This is a genomic window from Rhodopseudomonas sp. B29, from assembly GCF_000333455.1.
Lineage (GTDB): Bacteria > Pseudomonadota > Alphaproteobacteria > Rhizobiales > Xanthobacteraceae > Rhodopseudomonas.
Genome location: NZ_BADD01000454.1, coordinates 1 through 5,844, shown reverse-complemented (window position 1 = coordinate 5,844; position 5,844 = coordinate 1). Strand labels below are relative to the sequence as shown.

Here is a 5,844-nt window from a genome sequence, read left to right as displayed (position 1 = left end):
CGTGACGAAGTCGCCGAAGCCCTTCCGCGCGCTTGGCTTGACCGGCGGCCCATCCCGTTCGTGCCACTCCAGCCAGAACGACTCCGGTTCCTCGCCACCCTCGTCGAACCGCCAGCTTACGGCGATCGTGCCGCCCGGGACCGACAACGCACCATATTTGGCGGCGTTAGTCGCGAGTTCGTGGAAGGCCAGGCCGAGGGTCTGAATCGTTTCACCCGCCATCGTCACGGGCGGCCCCACCAGTTCGAGCCGCGTCGTGTCGGCGCCGATGAACGGTGCCAGTTGAGCTGAGATCAAGGTCTCCAGCGAGACGCCTTTCCACTCCTGATCGATCAGCAGGGCGTTGGATTGCGACAGCGCCTGCACGCGCGCGCTGAATTGTTGCTCGAAATCGGCCAGAGAGCCGCTGTTCCGCACGGTTTGGCGCGCGATCGCCTGAATTACGGCGAAGACGTTGTTGATGCGGTGCTGCAGCTCCTTCATCAGGATCTGCAGGTGATCGTGTTGCTGCCGGTGAGCGGTGATGTTGCTGAACGTGATCACCACGCCCGAGATGACATTGGCGACCGTGCGATAGGGGCGCATCCGCATCACATAGGTCGCGCTCTGATCCTTGAGATCGAGCTGCTGCTCGACCACCCCGAGCGTGCGTTGCACCTTGCGGACGTCCTCGCGGAGCTCGTCGTACGACAGCAGCGACACGATATCCGTCACCGGCCGACCGCGATCGCCCTCGCGCAGCGAGAATACTTCCCGCGCCGCCGGCGTGAAGTTCTTCACGCACAGATCGTCGTCGAGAAAGATCGTCGCGATCTGGGTATTGTCGAGCAGGTTCTGAAGATCGTTGTTGGCCTGCAGCAACTGTTCGTTCTTGCCGTGCAGTTCGCTGTTGATCGTCTGCAGCTCTTCGTTGACCGACTGCATCTCCTCCTTGGCGGTTTCGAGCTCTTCGTTGGAGGATTGCAGTTCCTCGTTGACCGACTGGAATTCCTCGGTCACCGACTTCATGTTCTCGATCTGGCTTTCCAGTTCGTCGCTGGTCGCCTGATGGCGGATCTGCAGCGCATGCAATTCCTGCTGCAGCGCCTCCACCTCGCGCTGCGTCCTCGGCGCCTCCTCCAGCTTTTGCCAGTGTTCGGGCAGCTGCCGGCTCGCCCGAAACGCCACGACCAGCAGGCTTGGCGACTTGCCCGGCTCCGGGATGGGCTCGACGACGAGGTCGACCGGCGGTCGGCCATCGAAGCTCAGCGCCTCCTCTTCGACCGCGCGTCCGGACGCAAAGGCGCTCTCCACGGCGCGGCGCACTTGCGTGCGGAGGCTCCGCGACAGATTCGCGAACAAATCGAGGCTGGCATTGCCTTCGGACGGTTCGAGATAGCGCCCGGTCTCGCCGCCGGAAAACCGCACGATATTGTGGTGGCGATCGATCACGAAATACGCTGGCGAATGCTTCGCCATGACGCGGCGCGCACTCTTCTCGATCTGATCCTCGACACGGTTCGCGGGAGCCTGGGCGGCCGGAGCGACGCCGGGTTGCGGCACGTAGTGCGGCAACGCCGCTCTGGCGCTGTCGCGGCGTTGCAGGATGCGGTGCTTCTTGTCGACAGTCGTGAACAATCCGGATTCGCGGCTGACGCTTTCGGACGGTCCGATGAACAGATAGCCGTCCGAGCGAAGCGCGTAGTGAAACGTCTGCATGACCCGGTGCTGAAACTCGTTCTCCATGTAGATCAGCACGTTGCGGCAGGAGATGAGATCGATCCGGGAGAACGGCGGATCCCTGACCAGATTGTGCTCTGAGAACACGCACATTTCGCGGATGACGTGAACCGGGACGTAGTCTTCGCCCTCCTTGACGAACCAGCGTTGCAGCCGATCCGGCGACAAGCCATCGGTACGACGATAGCGTGCGGCACGCGCGAAGGTGACGGCTTGCGGATCGATGTCGGTGGCGAAGATAGTGACCGCAGCTTCGGAGCGATGCGCGCTCAGGAATTCCTGGAGCAGGATCGCGATCGAATAGACCTCCTCGCCGGTCGCGCAGCCCGCCACCCAGACGCGGATCGGATCGTCTGCGCTCCGCCCGACGAATAGCGGCTGCACGAAATTGGCCTTCAGCGCTTCGAACGCTTCCTCGTCGCGGAAGAACTGCGTCACTCCGATCAGTAGTTCGCGAAACAGCGCGTCGCCTTCCGACGGCTCGCTGCGCAGGTGCTCGGCATAGGCCGGGACCGTCTCGATTTGCAGAACCTGCATCCGGCGCTGAATCCGCCTGATCAAGGTGTTCTGCTTGTAGCCGCCGAAATCATGCTGAGGGCGCTTGCGTAGCACGGCGGTAATCGCCGTCAGACTCTGCCGGATATCCTCGCGCGCGCCGTCGGCTCCCTTCTGCTGTTCGACCCGCGCCAGATGCGCCTGATGCTCGAGAAGCTTGGCCGGAAGGCTCTCGACAGAGGCGACGCGATCGACCTGCCCCGTAGCGGCGGCGCTGCTCGGCATCCCCGACATCGCAGTGTCGTCGAACTCCGCCTGCGCGAGCGTGAACCCGCCGTGCTCCTTGATCGCCTTGATGCCCAGCGATCCATCGCTGCCGACGCCGGCCAGAATGATCCCGACAGCGCAATCCTCCTGGTTATCCGCCAGCGAGGCGAAAAACGTATCGATCGGGCGGCGATACTCGCGCGCGGGCGATGGGGTCGATACGCGTAGCACGTCGCCTTCGAGCGTGAGCGTTGCATTGGGAGGGATCACATGGATCTGGTTGGGCACGAGCGGCATACGGTCGCATGCTTCGACCACCGGCATCGCCGAATGAGGCCGCAACAGTTCGACCAGCAGGCTTTTGTGATCGGGGTCGAGGTGCTGCACCAGCACGAACGCCATACCGGTATCGGACGGCATCTTGTCGAAGAAGCTCTTGAAGGCCGCGAGCCCACCCGCGGACGCACCGATGCCGACCACCAGCGAAGGGGGCCGACGGCGAGGCGCCGCCAAGGCCGGTTTGCTCTGTTGGTTCGACTTGTCTGTACTCATTCGACCTCGAGGTCAGGCGCACCGATCGGCACGCTCGCTTCACCAGATGGATGACTATCACACAAAGCGGTCTTGCGCCGTCATCGCGCGCATTTGAAATGAGCCGGCCCCGGCTCTGTGGGGCGATCCGTCATGGTCACCCTGCGCGGATGCGGCTCGGTTGCTCCAGCCACCAGCCACGCCGCCGCGGCGAAATCAAATCACGTGTCTACCCACAATTGTTAGTGCGCGCGCACCTGCGGTCTGCTCAGCTTTCAGCATGATCGTCCGGGAGCAGTCGGCAATGGCGAATTCCGCTGGAAGCGTGCATCCCGACTGCACCGAGTGCGGGCAGCCTGTGTTGTTCGTCGCCGAGCTCTGCGAGCTCGGGCAGCATCCATATATTTGCGTGTTCAAGTGCTCGGGCTGCGCCCGCATCCTCATTGTAAGGGAACAGTTGCCGAGCCTGCTCCAATCTTTGGCGACTGAAGGCCGTTGAACCTCACGGCGCATTTCGACTCCGGCGGCCGAACTTCGCCCGTGAGGCCCGACAATCCTCCTTCGGCCGCGACGATTGGAAAGGCACGATGACCAAGAGGTCGAAAAGACTATCGGAGTGGCGAAGACGCTCGGCGTCCCTGGAGGCCCAGGCCGTCCTCCTCCCTCCCGGTGCCAAGCAGGACAAGATGCTGATGCTGGCCCGGCAGTTGAAAGCTGCATCGGAGGCCCAACCTTGGCCTTCACTTCGCGACGCGCCCCTCATCGACCTGCAATGGCTCGGCCAGATCTTGACGTCGTCCGGAACAGGGCAGCCAGACCGCTTTCCGTCCACGGGTCCCGCTGCGGGCCCGGCTGACGCCGCTTGATGGCGCAGGTCGGCCTGCCCGACGTCACCCCCGCTTCGGCGTGAACGGACCCGGCGGCGCCGCGCCGATCAGCGCGACGCAGACGAGGCCGGCGAGCGCGAACCAGAAGGTCAGCCAGAAGCCGTCGATATAGGCCAGCGTATTGGCCTGACGTTGCACCAGCCCTGCCAGCGTGCCGACGCCGCGCGCCTGGGCCAGGCCTTCGCCGTAGCTGGCGAACAGCGATTTCAGCTTGGTCAGCAATCCGACCACATCGGCGTCACCGCTGGTGATGTATTGGCCGAGCAGATTGGAATGGGTCTGTTCGCGCACGCGGAGGAACGTCGTCATCAGCGATACGCCGATCTCGGCACAGCCGAGCCGCATCATCTGGATGTAAGCGGCGAACGCGGTGGCGCGGGTCGGATCGGAATTCGACAGCGAGATGACGATGATCGGCAGCAGCGTGAACGACTGGCCGACGGCCTGCAGCAGCACCATCGGCACGAAGTCGGTGACCTGCCAAGCCGCCGTCACCTTCGTGCCGAGCAGCCCGGCTGCGGCGAAGGCCGAAAGCCCGATGATCAGCGGCACTTTGGGATCGAAGCGGCGCACCAGATACACCGACAGCGGCAGCAGCACGACCATCGGCGCCGCCGCATACACCAGAAACATCCCGCTCGATTGCGCCGGCTTGAGCTGCGCGATGTTGAGCAGGAAATTCGGCACCAGCGCGGTGTTGGACAAGCTGGTGAGCGAGTACAACAGGATCGCGATCAGCGCGAGGCCGATATTGCGCGACAACAGCACCTCGGCGTGCGCCCAAGGCCGCTTCACCACCGCCTCGTTGACGAAGAACAACACCACCAGCAACGTGCCGCAGCCGAGCAGCGACACGATGGTGCCGGAGCCGAGCCAGTCGAGCCGGTTGCCCTGATCGAGTCCGGCATAGATCATCGACACGCCGGCGCCCGAACAGCAGCATCCCGCCCCAATCGGCCTGGCTCAGCAATTGGCGATTGATGCTCTCGCGCGGCGTGCCGAGCCAGACCATCAGCGCCAGCAGCGGCGCCACGATCACGTCCTGCCAATAATTCCACTGCCAGCCGAGATGCTCGACATAGAAACGCACGATCGAGACGCCGGCGTTCAGCGTGAAGCCGACGCGGATCGCATAGATGGCGAATGGCGGCAGCCACCACCGCATCGGCAGATTGCGAAAGATGATCAGCAGCGTCGCCGGCACGAAGGTGCCGAGCAGCAGGCCGTGCAGCACGTGCAACAACAACAGCAACTGATAGTCGCGCACCAGCGGGATCAGCAGCGAGATCGCCGCGTAGATCAGCGCCGGCACGCCGAGCACGCGGCGCAGCCCGAACACCGTCGCCAGCCAGGCCACGGCCGGCGCGATGAAGATCTGCGACGCGGTGCTGGCCGTCGACAGCCAGGCGCCCTGATCGAAACTCAGCGACAGCCCGCCGCGGACGTCCGGCAGGCCGAGCGAAAACAGCCGCGAGTCGACATTGGCGACGATCGAGCCGAGCAGCACGGCGGCGACGGCAAAATACGGATGCCGCGAAACGCCGCCGGTGGAAACCGGCCCGGCGCCGATGACGTGCGGTTGGACCGCGGCGCGCGCCACCGCTCGTGTCATGGCCGGCCGGGCGCCGACGTATCGATGCGCGCCGTCACCGACATCCCCGGCAGCAGGCGCTCGACCAGAGGCTGGCCTTTGTCGAACTGGATGCGCACCGGAATACGCTGCACCACCTTGGTGAAATTGCCGGTGGCGTTATCGGGCGGCAGCAGCGCGAACTGCGAGCCGGACGCCGGCGAGATGCGCTCGACCTTGCCGTGCAGCTTCTGACCCGAGAAAGTATCGACCACGATCTCGACCGGCTGCCCGGGCTTCACATTGGTCAGCTGCGTCTCTTTGAAATTGGCGACGACGTAGACGTCCGGCAGCGGCACCACGCTGATCAGATAG

General features: G+C 64.2%; 2 protein-coding genes and 1 pseudogene. All 3 read right to left on the bottom strand.

Translation table 11 applies throughout. The features are described from left to right. Positions 1-3,033 (bottom strand): chemotaxis protein CheB (locus I5M_RS16160; RefSeq protein ID WP_040771744.1); only part of this gene is annotated, 3,033 nt, incomplete at its 3' end. Positions 3,034-3,902: 869 nt separating this feature from the next. Beyond that, positions 3,903-5,511: pseudogene (locus I5M_RS29905) on the bottom strand (MFS transporter). After that, a partial coding sequence (locus tag I5M_RS16140; RefSeq protein ID WP_031336643.1) for an HlyD family secretion protein occupies positions 5,508-5,844 on the bottom strand: 337 nt, incomplete at its 5' end. The pseudogene I5M_RS29905 and the gene I5M_RS16140, both read right to left, overlap by 4 nt.